This is a genomic window from Mesorhizobium sp. C089B (assembly GCF_030323125.1).
Taxonomy (GTDB): domain Bacteria; phylum Pseudomonadota; class Alphaproteobacteria; order Rhizobiales; family Rhizobiaceae; genus Mesorhizobium.
The window spans coordinates 1,378,573-1,390,890 of sequence record NZ_CP100469.1; the positions used below are offsets into that span (position 1 = coordinate 1,378,573).

Here is a 12,318-nt window from a genome sequence, read left to right on the forward strand (position 1 = left end):
AAACGCCAAGGGAAACGTCAAATGACCCAGACCTACGAGGACTTCTCGAAATACGGCAAGGAGTTTGCCGATACCGGATTGAAGAGCTTCACCTCGCTCTCCAAGGGCGCGCAGGCGATCGCCACTGAAGCTGGCGAATACACCAAGAAGAGCTTCGAAGCCGGCAGCGCCGCGGTCGAAAAGCTGTTCTCCGCCAAGTCGCTGGAAAAGGCGGTCGAGATCCAGTCCGACTTCGCCAAGCAGAGCTATGAGAGCTTCGTTGCCGAGGCGACCAAGTTCGGCGATCTCTATGCCGATCTCGCCAAGGAGGCTTACAAGCCCTTCGAATCGATTGTCGCCAAGGCGAAGTAATTTCGCTCGAGAATACCAGGCACGGCCTTTCGGGCTTGCAAAACAGACCCGGTCGCGGATGCGTGGCCGGGTTTTTTCATGCCGGTTTCAATTCCGGGGCTTTGGCGGTTCACGATTTTGAAAATCGCCTCGGTTTGCCCACCTAGCCATATTGTCAGCTAACAAGAAGGGCTTAAAATCGTCCATCGAACACCTACATATCGAACTCGCCATGGGGATTCGAAAGAGGCAGGATTACGTGACTTCAGGTTTGACTGCCACGACTAGCGTGGTGCGGATGCAAAGTGACGGCGACGGCAATGAGGCCGGTCGCGGCACAGCCGTCATTACGCGCACCAAGACCAAGACCAAGAAGCCCAGCCTTTACAGGGTCCTCATCCTCAACGACGACTATACGCCCATGGAGTTCGTGGTTCACGTCCTGGAGCGTTTTTTTCAAAAGGACCGCGAAGCCGCCACACGCATCATGCTTCATGTTCACAATCATGGGGTGGGCGAGTGCGGGGTCTATACATTCGAGGTGGCCGAGACCAAAGTGTCTCAGGTCATGGATTTCGCCCGACAGAATCAGCATCCGCTGCAATGCGTGATGGAGAAGAAGTGAGGTAACATGCCGGCTTTCTCCCAAGGCCTGGAAAAGGCGCTTCACCAGGCGCTGACGCTCGCCAATGAGCGGCACCATGAATATGCAACCCTAGAACATCTGCTGCTCGCCCTCATCGACGACACCGAGGCGGCCGCCGTTATGCGCGCCTGCAACGTCGATCTCGACGAGCTGAAGCACACCGTTCTGACCTATATCGACACCGAACTCGACAATCTGGTCACCGGTTACGATGAGGATTCCAAGCCGACCGCCGGCTTCCAGCGCGTCATCCAGCGCGCCGTGATCCATGTGCAGTCATCCGGCCGCGAGGAAGTGTCCGGCGCCAACGTGCTCGTCGCCATCTTTGCCGAGCGCGAGAGCCATGCCGCTTATTTCCTGCAGGAACAGCAGATGACCCGCTACGACGCGGTCAACTACATCTCGCACGGCATCGCCAAGCGCCCCGGCGCATCGGAGACGCGCTCGCCGCGCGGCGCCGATGACGAGCAGGGCGGCCAGAACGGCGCCGAGCCGCAGGAGGAAGGCGGCAAGAAGAAGCAGCAGCAGGATGCGCTGACGGCTTATTGCGTCAACCTCAACAACAAGGCCAAGGCCGGCAAGATCGATCCGCTGATCGGCCGCGAGAGCGAAATCAACCGCACCATCCAGGTGCTGTGCCGCCGCTCCAAGAACAACCCGCTCTATGTCGGCGATCCCGGCGTCGGGAAGACGGCGATTGCCGAAGGTCTGGCCAAGCGCATCGTCGAAGGCGACGTGCCCGAAGTGCTGCAGGACGCCACCATCTTCGCGCTCGACATGGGCACGCTTCTGGCCGGCACCCGCTATCGTGGCGATTTCGAAGAGCGGCTGAAGCAGGTCGTCAAGGAGCTCGAGGATTATCCGGGCGCCGTGCTGTTCATCGACGAGATCCACACCGTGATCGGGGCCGGCGCCACCTCAGGCGGCGCCATGGATGCGTCGAACCTGTTGAAGCCGGCGCTGTCTTCGGGTGCCATCCGCTGCATCGGCTCGACCACTTACAAGGAGTTCCGCCAGTTCTTCGAGAAGGACCGCGCTCTGGTGCGGCGCTTCCAGAAGATCGACGTCAACGAGCCGACCATCGAGGACGCCATCGAGATCATGAAGGGCCTCAAGCCCTATTATGAGGAATTCCACAAGGTGAAGTTCACCAACGAGGCGATCAAGGCTTCGGTGGAACTGTCGGCCCGCTACATCAACGACCGCAAGCTGCCGGACAAGGCGATCGACGTGATCGACGAGACCGGCGCCTCGCAGATGCTGGTGCCGGAAGCCAAGCGCAAGAAGACGATCGGCATCAAGGAGATCGAAGCCACGATCGCCACGATGGCCCGCATCCCGCCGAAGACGGTTTCGGCCGACGACGAGAAGGTGCTGCAAGGCCTCGACATCGAGCTGAAGCGCGTCGTCTATGGCCAGGACACCGCCATCACCGCGCTGACCTCGGCGATCAAGCTGGCGCGTGCCGGCCTGCGCGAACCGGAAAAGCCGATCGGCTCTTACCTGTTCTCAGGCCCGACCGGCGTCGGCAAGACCGAAGTCGCCAAGCAGTTGGCTGCCTCGCTCGGCGTCGAGCTGATCCGCTTCGACATGTCGGAATATATGGAACGCCACACCGTTTCGCGGCTGATCGGCGCGCCTCCCGGCTATGTCGGCTTCGACCAAGGCGGCTTGTTGACCGACGGCGTCGACCAGCATCCGCACTGCGTGCTCTTGCTGGATGAAGTCGAGAAGGCGCATCCGGACCTGTTCAACATCCTGTTGCAGGTCATGGACCACGGCAAGCTGACCGACCACAACGGCAAGCAGATCGACTTCCGCAACGTCATCCTGATCATGACCACCAATGCGGGCGCATCGGATGCGCAGCGCGCGGCGATCGGTTTCGGATCGACCAAGCGCGAAGGCGACGATGTCGAGGCCATCAACCGGTTGTTCACGCCGGAGTTCCGCAACCGTCTCGATGCGATCATCCCGTTCGGCTCTCTGCCGGTCCCGGTCATCCACCAGGTGGTGCAGAAGTTCGTCATGCAGCTCGAGGCCCAGCTCTCCGAGCGGGGCGTCACCTTCGACCTGTCGCCGGACGCGATCGCCTGGCTGGCCGACAAGGGCTACGATGAACGCATGGGTGCGCGGCCGCTCGGCCGGGTCATCCAGGAGCACATCAAGAAGCCGTTGGCCGACGAGGTGCTGTTCGGCAAGCTCAAGAAGGGCGGCACGGTGCGCGTCACAGTCGAGAAGAAGGAAACCGGCGAAACCGGCCTGAAGCTCGAATCACTGGCCGACGAAGCCCCGGTGCAGCCGAAGCAGGAGCCGGAAGAGGCGCCGAAAGCCCGCAAGACGGTGGCCAAGAAGCCCGTCGCCAAGAAGGCGGTGGCCCAGAAGCCTCAGCCCAAGGGCAAGGACGAGCCTGAGCCCAAGGGCAAGGATGGCGGCAAGCGCAGCCTGGTGCCGCAACTGCCGCGCAAGAGCTAAAAAGTTCGCCTATGAAAAAAGGGCCCGGTGACGGGCCCTTTTTTCATTGGCTGGCCGGTTTGCCGACACAGCGCCCCTGCTTTTCAGGTCAGATGTTGTTAGGTCAGGCGGCGACGCCCTCGGGTGCAAACTTGCCCAGGAAGTACCCGCACGCCTTCCAGATGGCGATCGAAATCAGAACGCTCGCATAGCCATCCACGGCGCGGCAGCTGCTTCTACCAACGGCTCTGATGTCGCAACCGAATGTTCCACGATTTTGAAAACCCAAACGCATCCCGGTACGGCGCGCGTTATCACGGGTGGTTTGATATTTCCCTAACCGACGTAATGGATTGTGGCTGAGCTCATCGCCTTGAGGCGCGCGCCACCTCAACCGTTCAGCGCTGCTCGGATCCTGGCCGCGTTCTCAGTCAGCACTTCGGACTTCTCCATCTGCCCCGTATGCGGCTTGAGCGCGATGCCTTCGAACCGCGGGATGACATGGACATGCAGGTGGTAGACGGTCTGGCCGGAGGCCGGTTCGTTGAACTGCAGGATCGTGACCCCGTCAGCGCCGAAAGCCTTTTTGACCGCCAGCGCCACCTTCTGGACCGTGGTGAACAGCCGGCCGAGCGTCGCCGGATCGGCGTCGAGCAGATTGCGCGACTGTGCTTTGGGCACCACCAGCGTGTGACCGGGGCCTTGCGGCATCACATCCATGAAGGCGACCACGGCATCATCCTCGTAGACGCGGTGCGACGGGATTTCGCCGCGCAGGATCTTCGCGAAGATATTGCTGGGGTCGTAAGCCTCGGTCATGGCGGCGCTCCGGGAGTATGCTCCCGGTGTAGCGAAGCTGTCCCGGACCGGCAAGATGGTCCGGCGATATCGACAGGCGAGGGCAAGGGCGGATCGCTATTCCTCAAGATCCTTGCGGAACGGCGTATGCTCTTCCAGGATTTCGCCCATCCGCTCGACCTCGCGGCGTTCCCGCCGGAGATAGTCGGCCACAGCGTTCCGCAGGCCGGGATGTGCGATGTAGTGTGCCGAATGCATGGTCACGGGACGGTAGCCGCGCGCCAGCTTGTGCTCGCCCTGCGCGCCAGCCTCGACCACCTTCAGCTTGCGCTCGATGGCGAAGTCGATGGCCTGATGGTAGCAGACTTCGAAATGCAGGAACGGGTGGTCCTCGATGCAGCCCCAATTGCGGCCGTAGAGCGCATCGGAGCCGATGAAGTTGATGGCGCCGGCGACATAGCGGCCATTGCGCTTGGCCATGATCAACAGGATGTCCTGGGACATGCGCTCGCCGATCAGCGAGAAGAACTTGCGGTTGAGGTAGGGCCGGCCCCATTTGCGGCTGCCGGTATCCATATAGAAGGCGAAGAAATTGTCCCACGCCTTTTCGGTCAGGTCCTTGCCGGTCAGCCGGTCGATCGAGATACCGTTGGCGAGCGCCTCGCGGCGCTCCTTCTTCATCGCCTTGCGCTTGCGCGATGCCAGCGTGGCGAGGAAATCGTCATAGGTCGAAAAGCCTTCGTTGAAGAAGTGGAACTGCTGGTCGGTGCGGTGCAGGAAACCGGCTGCTTCCAGCGTTGCAATGTCGCTTTCCCTGGCGAAGGTGACATGCGCGGAGGACACGCCGAGCTTTTCCGTCACCGCCTTCAAGCCCGCTGCGAGACCGGCCTTCACAATGGCGCTGTCCTCGCCCTTGCTGACCAGCAGGCGCGGGCCGGTGACCGGAGAGAACGGCACGGCGCATTGCAGTTTCGGATAGTAGTTGCCGCCGGCGCGTTCGAACGCATCAGACCAGCCGTGGTCGAAGACATATTCGCCCTGGCTGTGCGATTTGAGATAGCAGGGCACGGCGCCCAGCAATCTGCCTTGGGCATTTTCCAGTCTGAGATGATGACCTTGCCAGCCGGTACGCCGCACGGCGCAGCCGGAATCTTCAAGCGCGCTCAGAAAAGCATATGAAACGAGAGGGTTATAGCCATTTTCTGTGTCGCTGCGGGTTGTGCCGGTAAAGCCGTTCCACTCGTCGCAGGTGAAGGCATTGATGCCGGCGGCAACGCGGATGGAAAACTCCGCATTCGCCGTTTGCCCGTCACCTTCATCACCCTGATCCATGGGGCTTATTTAAGCTCTGTCGGGGCCGCTACAAGTCACGTTTCAGGCACTTCCATCAGGCGACATTGGCCAGATCGGGTTCGAACCCTTCGAACGTCATCTGGTCGGCGTATTTGAAGGTGAGATCCACCGCCGGCTGGTCATGCACCGTCCAGGTGATGACAGGCATGTTAAGCCTTTCACGCACGAAGCTGACGAACGGGTTCGGCAGATCGCCCGCGGCATAGGAGGTGAAGGCGAGGTCATGTGCCAGCATGGCAAAATGCGCCTCGATCAACTGATTGTCCCTGCCGTAGGCGGTCAGCCCACCCGGAATGCCAGGCGCATCCTTGGGGAAGTCGCGGACCAGCCAGTGGTCGAACGACATGATCGCCGCCTTGCCCTTGTAGCGCTCCAGCATCTTGCCGACGCCTGCCACCAAGCCCTCGTCGTAACCGGGCACACCCTTCAGTTCGACAACCATCGGCACACGGCCGTCGACCAGGTCGAGCGCTTCTTGCAGTGTCGGCACATGGTCCTTGGTGCCGCCGATCCTGAGCGCCGCCAGTTCCGCTGCCGTGCGCCGCCAGACGAAGCCGTCCTGGCCGGTCAACCGCCTGAGATCGCCGTCATGAATGATGACGGGGACGCGGTCGGACGACAAATGCACGTCGCATTCGATCGCATAGCCGCGCTCGGCGGCAGCAGCGAAGGCCGACAGCGTGTTTTCCCAGCGCGTCTTGTTCATGTCGTGAAAGCCGCGATGCGCCACCGGGCGGGCGGTCAGCCAGGAAAGGTCGGTCATTGTCTTGGTCCTGCTCATGCGACCTCGAAGACGGCTTCGATTTCCACTGCGGCATTAAGCGGCAGACAGGCGGTGCCGACGGCGGAGCGGGCATGCTTGCCGCGCTCGCCAAGGGCTGCGACCAGGAAATCGGAGGCGCCGTTGGCGACCAGATGCTGCTCGACGAAATCCGGCAGTGATGCAACAAAGACGGTGATCTTGACCAGCCGCTGGATTTTTTCGAGATCGCCAAGTGCTGCTTTTGCCTGCGCCAAGATGTTGATTGCACAGTACTTTGCGCCTTCCTTGCCGGTTGCGGTATCGAGGTCGCGGCCGAGCAGGCCGCTTGCCTGCAGCTTGCCGTCCTTGAGCGGCAACTGCCCGGCGGTGAACAAAAGATTGCCGGACCTGCAATAGGGCACATAGTTCGCGGCGGGCGCTGCGGCGGCAGGTATCGTCACGCCGAGATCGCTTAGCCGCTTTTCGATTGTTTCACTCATCGTATTTCCCTATTGCTTGGAGACGCCGCGCTGGCCGGGCCGAAATTGCTATTTTTGCCTCGCTTCCGCCACGACTTTTTTTAAGCTGGACCATCTTTACCTGCGGCCTGCCATCAGCTGCGACGATCGGAGCCCCTTATGCGCGCAACGCGCCTTGCCTTCCACGCCGTTCTCTTTCCGATGCTGTTCTCGATGGCTCCAGCCTTTGCCGTGCCGGCGCTGCAGGCGCATCGCGCCGTCTACGATCTTACCCTCGACAAGGCGTCGGACCGCTCGGGCATCACCGGGATTTCCGGCCGCATGGTCTATGAGTTCAACGGCTCGCCCTGCGAGGGCTATACGGTAAAATTCCGTTTCGTCACCCAGATCGCCACCGGCGACAACACCAGGCTGACCGACCAGCAGACGACCACGTTCGAGGACGCCGAAGGCAAGACCTTCTCGTTCGTGACCAAATCCTTCGTCGACCAGAACCTAGACAAGGAGGTCAAAGGCACCGCCACAAAAGAGACCAAGGGCCTCAAGGTCGATATCGACAAGCCCGAGAAGAACAGCCTCGAACTCGCCGCCACCCAGTTCCCGACCCAGCATCTGGTCGAACTGATCGGCAAGGCCGAGAAGGGCGAGAATTTCTACGAAACCAGCCTGTTCGACGGTTCGGAGGATGCCAACAAGGTGATGACCACCACCGTCATCGTCGGCAAGAAGGCCGAGGGCGACAAGGCCGACCCCGAAGCGCCGGCGCTGGCCAAGCTTGCCGGCGACAAATACTGGCCGGTCGACATCGCCTATTTCGACGAGACCGACAAATCGGGCGAAGAGGTGCCGGAATACCGCATCAGCTTCAAGCTGCACGAGAACGGCATCACCCGCGACCTCACAATGGACTATGGCGAGTTCTCGATGACCGGAAAGCTGGTCAATCTGTCGCTGTTCGATCAGACCAAGCCTTGCCCGGTCTCGAAATAGCAACAATGCGGCGCTGGCACGGCAGGCTTGATGGCAGTTCCCGATGGCGGTCTATGTCGATGCGGCGATCTGGAAATGGGCCGGCCATCGCTGGTGCCACCTGATGGCCGACGATACGGACGAACTGCATCGTTTCGCCGCCGAGCTTGGTGTCAAGCGTTCGTCCTACCAGGGGCCGCCCAGGACATCGGCGCCGCACTATGACATAACCGGCTTCGAGCGCGACCGGGCGGTGCGGCTCGGCGCCATCGAATGCAGCCGCGAGGAGATCGTTGCGATCTTCAGGCGCGTACGGGTACCCAACGGAAAGGGCCGATCGTGACGCTAACGGCATTCCTGGCTTATTGCCTTGCCATCACACTTGCCGCCGCCACGCCGGGTCCGGCGATGTTCACGGTGATCACCAACGGCGTGGCACGCGGCTTCCTGCGTGCGTTCGTCGCCGGAATGGGCATTGCCGCCGGTGATGCCGTGCTGGTCACCTTGGCACTGCTCGGGCTGGTGGCGCTGGCCCAGACCTTCGAATGGGTGTTTCTCCTGTTGAAATACGCCGGTGCGGCCTACCTGATTTTCCTCGGCATCAAGATGTGGCGGGCCGCGGCCGCGCAATCGGCCGCGCAAGGAATCCCCCAAACCGGATTGTCGCGTTCGTTCCTGCTTGGCGCCTCCGTGGCGCTCGGCAACCCGAAGGCGATCCTGTTCCACGCCTCGATCATGCCGCTGATCCTCAACCTCGACACCATGACGTTTGCCGACGGCCTGCTGGTGGTGGCAGTCGTCGTCGGCGCCAATATTCTCACCATGGGCATCTACGCCGCGCTGGCGGGCAGGGCATCCGGCTGGTTCAGGACGCCCGAACGCATGCGGCTGATTAACCGGTTCGCCGGCAGCGCCATGATCGGCACCGGAGCGCTGATTGCCGCACGCTGAGCGATGAAGCACCTCACCGCTTGCGTTTGCAGCGCTTCCCCTCTATATGCGCGCTCATTCCACACACGGACTTTGGTGTCTGCCCGGGAGAAATCCGGCTGAAACCTCCGGTGGCGTTCGAGGACAAAGTCCAAAAATGCCTGTGTCCGTGGAGGCTAACCGGAAAAGGAACTAAGAATGGCACTGCCCGATTTCAGCATGCGCCAGCTTTTGGAAGCTGGCATTCACTTCGGCCACCAGACCCACCGCTGGAACCCGAAGATGGCGCCTTACATCTACGGCGCCCGCAACAACATCCACATCATCGACCTGTCGCAGACGGTGCCTTTGCTGCACCAGGCTCTGAAGCAGGTTTCCGACACCGTTGCCAAGGGCGGCCGCGTGCTGTTCGTCGGCACCAAGCGCCAGGCGTCCGACATCGTCGCCGACGCCGCACAGCGTTCGGCCCAATACTATGTCAACTCGCGTTGGCTCGGCGGCATGCTGACCAACTGGAAGACGATCTCGAATTCGATCCAGCGCCTGCGCAAGCTCGACGAGATGCTGGCCGGTGAGGCCCAGGGCCTGACCAAGAAGGAACGCCTGAACCTCGACCGCGAGCGCGAGAAGCTCGACAAGGCGCTCGGCGGCATCAAGGACATGGGTTCGACGCCGGACCTGATGTTCGTCATCGACACCAACAAGGAAGCGATCGCCATCCTCGAGGCCAAGCGCCTCGGCATCCCGGTCGTCGCCATCATCGATTCGAACTGCGATCCGGACAAGATCGATTTCCCGATCCCCGGTAATGACGACGCGGCGCGCGCCATCCAGCTCTATTGCGACCTGATCGCCAAGGCTGCCATCGACGGCATCGCCCGCCAGCAGGGCGCGCTCGGCGTCGACATCGGCGCCTCGGTCGAAGCTCCGGTCGAACCGGCGCTTGATCCGGCTCCGGCCCCGGCTGCGGACGCTCCGGAAGCTTGACAATCGAAGGCCGGTTGCGGCCTTCATCATTCTCATATTTGGCACGCTAGACAGACGCATCACCGAGTACCGGTGGTGCGTCGGTGCATTTAAAACAAAGAGGCGACAATGAGCATTTCGGCTGCACAGGTCAAAGAACTCCGCGACTTGACCGGCGCGGGCATGATGGACTGCAAGGCGGCGTTGACCGAGACCAACGGCAACATCGAAGAGGCCGTCGACTGGCTGCGCAAGAAGGGCATTTCCAAGGCCGACAAGAAGGCTGGCCGTACTGCCGCCGAAGGCCTGATCGGCGTCGACTCCGGCGTCCGCGAGGCCGCCATCATCGAGGTTAACTCCGAGACCGATTTCGTGGCCCGCAACGAGCAGTTCCAGGAGATCGTTCGCAATGTCGCCAAGGTCGCGCTTGCTTATGGCACGACGGAGGCTGTCTCTGCCGCAAAGTATCCGGGTTCGGACAAGTCGGTCACTGACACCATCAAGGACGCCGTTGGCACCATTGGCGAGAACATGAGCTTCCGCCGTTCGGCCAAGCTCACCGTCCCGCACGGTGCTGTCGCAACCTACGTCCACAATGCGGTTGCCGATGGTCTTGGCAAGCTCGGCGTTCTGGTCGCGATCGAGACGACGGGCAATGAGCATGCCGCCAACGCCTTTGGCCGCCAGGTCGCCATGCATGTCGCCGCCACCAACCCGCTGGCGTTGACCGCCGAGCAGATCGATCCGGCAGCGGTCGAGCGCGAGAAGGCGATCTTCGCCGACCAGGCGCGCCAGTCCGGCAAGCCGGAAGCGATCATCGAAAAGATGGTCGAAGGCCGCCTGCGCAAGTTCTACGAGGAAGTCGTGCTCCTCAAGCAGGCCTTCGTGCTCAATCCCGACATCACTGTCGAGCAGGCGCTGAAGGATGCCGAGAAGGATATCGGCGCTCCGGCCAAGATCTCCGCCTATCTGCGCTTTGCGCTGGGCGAAGGCATCGAAAAGGAAGAGACCGATTTCGCGGCGGAAGTCGCGGCGGCGGTGAAGAAGTAGTTTTAAAATAGCCCCTGAAAAGGGGCTTCTCAGCTCAGGCAACTCGGCCGGGTGTCCGCAAGGATGCTCGGCCGATTTCTTGTGCGGTGTCGATGAAGGCCCTGAGCTTTGGCGCCATCGACGCCCGGCGCGGGAAGTAGAGGAAGAGGCCGGGCTCCTCGATCGCCGTTTGCGGCAGGATCTGAACGAGGCGGCCGGCTGCCAATTCCGCGCGCACCAGCGGCTCGAACACATAGGTCAGCCCGACGCCGGCAAGCGCAAGGTCGATCGCGGCCAGCGAATCGGCGACGATGACCGTACCCTTCGTCTCGGCCACGACATCCTTGCCGTCCTCGGTCAGGTCCCAGCGATAGAGTGCGCCGGAGCGCACAAGCCGGTAGCCGATGCAATTGTGGTCCGAAAGATCCGCCACACCGCGCGGACGGCCATGCCGGCCGACATAGGCGGGGGAGGCGACGATCACGGCGTTGAATGGCGGCGTCAGCCGGACCGTGACCATGTCCTGTGCGATCATCTCGCCCAGCCGGATGCCGGCATCGAAACCCTCGCCGACAATGTCCACCAGCCCCTGATCGGTGAGCAATTCGATGGTCACATCAGGATAGCGTTCAGCCATCGCGGCGACCACGGGAGTGACGGCAAGTGGAACGGCGATGTTGGGAACGTTCAACCTGAGCAAGCCGGAGGGCCGGCCCTTGATGGCGCGGATACGATCCATACGGTCGGCAATGTCCTGAAGGGCAGGGGCCGCCGTCTCCACCAGCGCCTTGCCGGCTTCCGTCAGCGAGACGCTGCGCGTCGTGCGCGCAAACAACGGCTGGCCGATCCGCTCCTCCACGAGGCGCACCGCATGGCTGACGGCGGATGGGGACATGCCCAGTTCGGCCGCGGCAAGCGCAAAGCCGCCGCGTCGGGCAACGGCGACGATGACAGGCAGATGGCTGAGCAGGTCCCGGTCCATTCATGCATGATATCGCATAGTCCTTGCGAACACTTCAATCTTCTCGATGCCGACAGGCTGACCCACATTGCCGTCACCGATGCACAAAGGAGAAAAGACATGAATGCCTTGAAACACGCTACCTTCGCCGCAGGCCTTGCTCTGGCGCCGGTCGATGCCGGCGGCGCCGAGCCGTCCGGTTGGCGCGCGCTCGCCGACGAACGCGCCGTGATCCGCATCGCCGATGCCATCGACCGTGCCGTGGATGCGCAGGACTGGAAGCTTGCCCGCTCCTATTTCCCCGACCGTGTCACCGTCGACTTCAGCAGCCTGTCAGGACAGCCTGCCGCCACCATCCCCTCCGACGATCTGATCGGTACCTGGGCCGGCAACCTCGGGGGCAGCAAGACCAGCCTGCATCTGCGCACCAATCACCAGGTGATCTTTGAGGCGGACGCGGCGACCGTCTCTTCGAACGGCTATGCCTGGAACCGGATGGAAGGCAATGGCGACCCGCTGTGGGAAGTCTGGGGCACCTACGAGCACCATCTGGTTCGCTCCGGGACCGGCTGGAAAGTCGACGGCTTCATTTTCCGCGCCACGCATGAGCGCGGCAATCCCTGGGTCAAGATGACGCCTGGCCAGTGAGCCGGCGTCAAGA

Annotated in this window: 14 protein-coding genes; 9 read left to right on the forward strand and 5 right to left on the reverse strand. The window is 61.9% G+C overall.

From position 1 onward, the window contains the following. Nucleotides 1–21 precede the first annotated feature (21 nt). The 3 genes from NLY44_RS06945 (at nucleotide 22) to clpA (ending at nucleotide 3,451) form a co-directional block, all read left to right on the forward strand. A complete protein-coding gene (locus NLY44_RS06945) occupies nucleotides 22–351 on the forward strand; it encodes a phasin family protein (RefSeq protein WP_023671011.1) in 330 nt (109 codons plus the stop codon). 277 nt (nucleotides 352–628) lie between these two features. Next, nucleotides 629–955 carry an ATP-dependent Clp protease adapter ClpS gene (gene clpS / locus NLY44_RS06950; RefSeq protein ID WP_023671012.1) on the forward strand — a complete coding sequence of 109 codons (327 nt, stop codon included), beginning with the start codon at nucleotides 629–631 and terminating at the stop codon, nucleotides 953–955. Nucleotides 956–961: 6 nt separating this feature from the next. Beyond that, entirely contained in the window at nucleotides 962–3,451 is a 2,490-nt protein-coding gene (gene clpA, locus NLY44_RS06955; RefSeq protein ID WP_023806096.1) for an ATP-dependent Clp protease ATP-binding subunit ClpA, read from the forward strand. A 369-nt stretch (nucleotides 3,452–3,820) separates the two neighbouring features. Here the strand turns inward: clpA and NLY44_RS06960 are convergent, their stop codons facing one another. From NLY44_RS06960 to NLY44_RS06975, 4 genes are all read right to left on the reverse strand, one after another. Next, the gene (locus tag NLY44_RS06960) at nucleotides 3,821–4,249 is read right to left on the reverse strand and encodes an HIT family protein (RefSeq protein ID WP_023806097.1); all 429 of its coding nucleotides are present in this window, start codon (nucleotides 4,247–4,249) and stop codon (nucleotides 3,821–3,823) included. 96 nt (nucleotides 4,250–4,345) lie between these two features. Continuing rightward, the gene (locus NLY44_RS06965) at nucleotides 4,346–5,560 is read right to left on the reverse strand and encodes a GNAT family N-acetyltransferase (RefSeq protein ID WP_023806098.1); all 1,215 of its coding nucleotides are present in this window, start codon (nucleotides 5,558–5,560) and stop codon (nucleotides 4,346–4,348) included. Nucleotides 5,561–5,615: 55 nt separating this feature from the next. Then, a complete protein-coding gene (locus tag NLY44_RS06970; RefSeq protein WP_023806099.1) occupies nucleotides 5,616–6,344 on the reverse strand; it encodes a glycerophosphodiester phosphodiesterase in 729 nt (242 codons plus the stop codon). A gap of 14 nt (nucleotides 6,345–6,358) precedes the next feature. Further along, nucleotides 6,359–6,823 (reverse strand): RidA family protein, encoded by a 465-nt coding sequence (locus NLY44_RS06975; RefSeq protein WP_023806100.1) that lies wholly within the window; start codon nucleotides 6,821–6,823, stop codon nucleotides 6,359–6,361. A gap of 138 nt (nucleotides 6,824–6,961) precedes the next feature. On the opposite strand from NLY44_RS06975, the gene NLY44_RS06980 reads away from it, so the two are divergent. The 5 genes from NLY44_RS06980 to tsf all read left to right on the forward strand — a co-directional run bounded on the left by NLY44_RS06980 (nucleotide 6,962) and on the right by tsf (nucleotide 10,717). Beyond that, nucleotides 6,962–7,792: a cell envelope integrity EipB family protein gene (locus NLY44_RS06980; protein WP_023806101.1), complete on the forward strand. Its 831-nt coding sequence runs from the start codon at nucleotides 6,962–6,964 to the stop codon at nucleotides 7,790–7,792. A gap of 43 nt (nucleotides 7,793–7,835) precedes the next feature. Next, nucleotides 7,836–8,114, forward strand: coding sequence for a DUF4031 domain-containing protein (locus NLY44_RS06985; RefSeq protein WP_023671020.1), 279 nt, complete (start codon nucleotides 7,836–7,838; stop codon nucleotides 8,112–8,114). Then, nucleotides 8,111–8,722 (forward strand): LysE family translocator, encoded by a 612-nt coding sequence (locus NLY44_RS06990; RefSeq protein WP_023688582.1) that lies wholly within the window; start codon nucleotides 8,111–8,113, stop codon nucleotides 8,720–8,722. The genes NLY44_RS06985 and NLY44_RS06990 overlap by 4 nt, the downstream gene beginning before the upstream one ends. A gap of 177 nt (nucleotides 8,723–8,899) precedes the next feature. Further along, a complete protein-coding gene (gene rpsB, locus NLY44_RS06995; protein ID WP_023671022.1) occupies nucleotides 8,900–9,688 on the forward strand; it encodes a 30S ribosomal protein S2 in 789 nt (262 codons plus the stop codon). Between the two features lie 108 nt (nucleotides 9,689–9,796). Continuing rightward, complete coding sequence (gene tsf, locus NLY44_RS07000; RefSeq protein ID WP_023671023.1) at nucleotides 9,797–10,717, forward strand: translation elongation factor Ts; 921 nt, start codon at nucleotides 9,797–9,799, stop codon at nucleotides 10,715–10,717. A 34-nt stretch (nucleotides 10,718–10,751) separates the two neighbouring features. Here tsf and NLY44_RS07005 read toward each other — a convergent pair whose 3' ends face one another. Then, nucleotides 10,752–11,678 (reverse strand): LysR family transcriptional regulator, encoded by a 927-nt coding sequence (locus NLY44_RS07005; RefSeq protein WP_023806102.1) that lies wholly within the window; start codon nucleotides 11,676–11,678, stop codon nucleotides 10,752–10,754. Between the two features lie 99 nt (nucleotides 11,679–11,777). Between NLY44_RS07005 and NLY44_RS07010 the strand changes: the two genes are divergently transcribed. Beyond that, nucleotides 11,778–12,305: a nuclear transport factor 2 family protein gene (locus tag NLY44_RS07010; RefSeq protein WP_023806103.1), complete on the forward strand. Its 528-nt coding sequence runs from the start codon at nucleotides 11,778–11,780 to the stop codon at nucleotides 12,303–12,305. Nucleotides 12,306–12,318 lie beyond the last annotated feature (13 nt).

Bases quoted from the DNA above. Each gene is read 5' to 3' on its own strand.
- NLY44_RS06945 (WP_023671011.1), top strand. From the start codon at position 22: ATGACCCAGACCTACGAGGACTTCTCGAAATACGGCAAGGAGTTTGCC.
- clpS (WP_023671012.1), top strand. From the start codon at position 629: ATGCAAAGTGACGGCGACGGCAATGAGGCCGGTCGCGGCACAGCCGTC.
- clpA (WP_023806096.1), top strand. From the start codon at position 962: ATGCCGGCTTTCTCCCAAGGCCTGGAAAAGGCGCTTCACCAGGCGCTG.
- NLY44_RS06960 (WP_023806097.1), bottom strand. From the start codon at position 4,249: ATGACCGAGGCTTACGACCCCAGCAATATCTTCGCGAAGATCCTGCGC.
- NLY44_RS06965 (WP_023806098.1), bottom strand. From the start codon at position 5,560: ATGGATCAGGGTGATGAAGGTGACGGGCAAACGGCGAATGCGGAGTTT.
- NLY44_RS06970 (WP_023806099.1), bottom strand. From the start codon at position 6,344: ATGACCGACCTTTCCTGGCTGACCGCCCGCCCGGTGGCGCATCGCGGC.
- NLY44_RS06975 (WP_023806100.1), bottom strand. From the start codon at position 6,823: ATGAGTGAAACAATCGAAAAGCGGCTAAGCGATCTCGGCGTGACGATA.
- NLY44_RS06980 (WP_023806101.1), top strand. From the start codon at position 6,962: ATGCGCGCAACGCGCCTTGCCTTCCACGCCGTTCTCTTTCCGATGCTG.
- NLY44_RS06985 (WP_023671020.1), top strand. From the start codon at position 7,836: ATGGCGGTCTATGTCGATGCGGCGATCTGGAAATGGGCCGGCCATCGC.
- rpsB (WP_023671022.1), top strand. From the start codon at position 8,900: ATGGCACTGCCCGATTTCAGCATGCGCCAGCTTTTGGAAGCTGGCATT.
- tsf (WP_023671023.1), top strand. From the start codon at position 9,797: ATGAGCATTTCGGCTGCACAGGTCAAAGAACTCCGCGACTTGACCGGC.
- NLY44_RS07005 (WP_023806102.1), bottom strand. From the start codon at position 11,678: ATGGACCGGGACCTGCTCAGCCATCTGCCTGTCATCGTCGCCGTTGCC.
- NLY44_RS07010 (WP_023806103.1), top strand. From the start codon at position 11,778: ATGAATGCCTTGAAACACGCTACCTTCGCCGCAGGCCTTGCTCTGGCG.